At 40.3% G+C, this 2,721-nt stretch carries 2 protein-coding genes; one reads left to right on the top strand and one right to left on the bottom strand.

Annotated features, from left to right (window positions below; genetic code table 11):
- The first annotated feature begins 159 nt into the window (after nt 1–159).
- Nucleotides 160–1,212: a response regulator gene (locus tag E5A76_RS19205; protein WP_161119899.1), complete on the top strand. Its 1,053-nt coding sequence runs from the start codon at nt 160–162 to the stop codon at nt 1,210–1,212.
- Between the two features lie 49 nt (nt 1,213–1,261).
- Here E5A76_RS19205 and E5A76_RS19200 read toward each other — a convergent pair whose 3' ends face one another.
- Nucleotides 1,262–2,650 carry a peptide MFS transporter gene (locus E5A76_RS19200; protein ID WP_161119898.1) on the bottom strand — a complete coding sequence of 463 codons (1,389 nt, stop codon included), beginning with the start codon at nt 2,648–2,650 and terminating at the stop codon, nt 1,262–1,264.
- Nucleotides 2,651–2,721: the final 71 nt, after the last annotated feature.

Raw genomic sequence — 2,721 nt, 5'->3', positions numbered from 1 at the left:
ACATAAATTAATTTATTTTTTATTAAATGTACGATGTTATGCATTTTTGCGTAGCTTTTTTCTATGCTTAGTAATGTCGCAATGATTAGACGTAAATAAGAGGATTTGTCTGATTATTAGTTTATACATCTAAGTTATTAGAAAGAAGCGGAGGTACTTTTGCTAGAAGGGAAAGAGATTCTCGTTGTAGAAGACGATCCGGTATTTAGAAATATGATAGTTGGCTTTTTAGAAAGCCAAGGATGCTTGGTGCAAGAAGCTGATAATGGCTTAGAAGGATTACGTGCGTTAAGAGAGCATATCCCTGATTTATTGCTGTGTGATTTAGCAATGCCAGTGATGACAGGAATGGAATTTGTTGAAGAAGTAGCGATTCAATATCCGATGATCCCGGTGATTGTTATTTCAGGTACCGGGGAAATGGCTGATGTTGCTTTAGCATTAAGGCTAGGCGTCAAAGATTTCTTGATAAAGCCATTAGATAATATCTTGATGTTGAAGTCTTCAATGTTATCGGTATTAAGAGCGCAAGATAGTGCGGCTTATGACAAGCAAGACTTTTCGAGTCGATGGTTCTCTACATCTGAGGAATCTGAACCTGTAGAAGAAGAGTTAGCGTGGCACTTGAAAGAGTTACAAAATAACCCTAAGGCTGCTCGGGATCTTCTTGTGGGATTAATGCCAGATACTCAGTCTTCTTATGGGCATTGGCAGCTAAATTATTGTGTGCTGCAGTCTATCGATAGCTTACCTGTATTACTTGATTATACGTGGTTATTTGATGGGCAATTGGCATTTTATTTAATAGATACCAGTAGTGGTGGCGATAATGCAACAGCTACTGCGCTTTTGATCCGTGCATTTTTTAATGAGTATCTGCGTAATCAAGGAAACAGTTTAGAAAGTTTAAGTCATTTAGTAACCCAACTAGAGCAAGGGATGAAGCATTCAGGTTATGCATCGCCAGTAAAAGGACTATTTGGGTTGTTTGACTTATCTGAGCGCCGTTTACACGTTTTGCCTGCTGGGATTGATGCGCAATTGCGTACCAGTGAAGATAGCTATGAGGTGAGGGCAGGGCAATGGCTTGGACGTCAAGCAAGTCACAATCCATTATCGAAGTTAGCAATTTCACCTTCTGGGGGGCGGCTCTCACTTAGTCAATTAGGTCATGCAAGTTTTAGTGTTAACTTTAAGTATTTAAACCTATAAAAAAAGGGTAGTGTGGCTAGACACTACCCTCAACGTTCATTTCTTTTACTTAAGCTTCTGCTGTTTTCACTTCTACGTTTTCATCATCATTTGATGATTCGGCGCCGTGCATCCAATTAATTAATGTATTAGATAGTAGCAGCAGTAGAACACCAGCGATCACTGCTGTGATTGCGATACCAGAGAAAATAGCAAGAGGGCCAGCTTCACCAATACGTGAACCAATTTCACCGGCAATATAGTTTGCAATCGCATTTGCACCAAACCACGCACCCATCATTAATGATGCTAGACGTAATGGGGCAAGTTTAGTTACTAATGATAAACCAATCGGTGATAGACACAGTTCACCAATAGTATGGAAGAAATACGCACCAATCAGCCATAACATGGATGTTTTCACTGTCATGTCACCGCCCTGCTCAAGTGCAGCGCCTATCATACAAGCAAAACCTAATGCTAATGAGAACATGGCTAATGCAAATTTTACCGGTGAGTTCGGTTCTTTTTTACCCATTTTAACCCATAGTGAAGCCAGAATTGGCGCACAAATGATGATAAAGAATGGGTTAAGTGATTGGAACCAAGCAGCAGGTACTTCAAAGCTACCAATCATACGGTTGGTATATTCTTGTGAGTAGATATTCATAAGGCCACCCGCTTGCTCGAAGCCAGCCCAGAATACAATAACAAAAGTACACATCACCATGATCACTTTTAGGCGATCACGTTCAATTTTCGTTAGAGGTTCTTTTTTACCACTAGCATTTTTTGCTGCATCACGAACAGCGGCTGGAACCGTACCGATATCACCAAGGTAGCGCTGTGCAAAAAATAGTTGAATCAGTAAGCTAAACAGCATACCAAAACCAGCACATAGGAAGCCTGCTTTCCAACCATATACTGCTGAAGCAGTACCTGCGATCACACCTGCTAATAGTGAGCCAATATTGATACCCATGTAGAAGATGGTAAATGCGCCATCGCGACGATTATCACCTTCTTCGTATAAGTCACCGACCATGGTAGAAATATTTGGCTTAAATAAACCATTACCGATGATCAGGAATGTTAAACCGACGTAGAAAGCTTTAACGGCATGTGGATCGACAACACTATGTGGAAGTGCAAGCGTAAATTGACCGATGGCCATTAATACACCGCCAATAATAATTGAGCGACGTTGACCTAAAAAGTTATCTGCAATCCAACCACCAATTAAAGGTGTGAAGTAAACAAGACCAGTGTAGATGCCGTATAAGCTTAGAGCTTCTTGGGTTGTCCAGCCTAAACCACCATTAATTGTTTTATCTGTTAAATATAAAACTAGAATAGCGCGCATTGCGTAGTAGGAGAAACGCTCCCATAGCTCTGTTCCAAATAACAGGAACAAGCCTTTTGGGTGGCCCAATAAGGTACCACTACTATTATGACTCATAGGATTCTCTATATTATTGTGATGGTGTGTTTGCTAATACCCGTAGTTTTATAAAGCACAATATATATGAC

It is taken from the genome of Photobacterium lucens (assembly GCF_009873615.1).
GTDB lineage: Bacteria > Pseudomonadota > Gammaproteobacteria > Enterobacterales > Vibrionaceae > Photobacterium > Photobacterium lucens.
The sequence above is the reverse complement of the archived record's forward strand: the minus strand, read 5'-3'. Positions and strand labels throughout refer to the sequence as shown.

Coding starts and splice junctions, on each gene's coding strand:
- E5A76_RS19200 (WP_161119898.1), bottom strand. CDS start 2,650: ATGAGTCATAATAGTAGTGGTACCTTATTGGGCCACCCAAAAGGCTTG.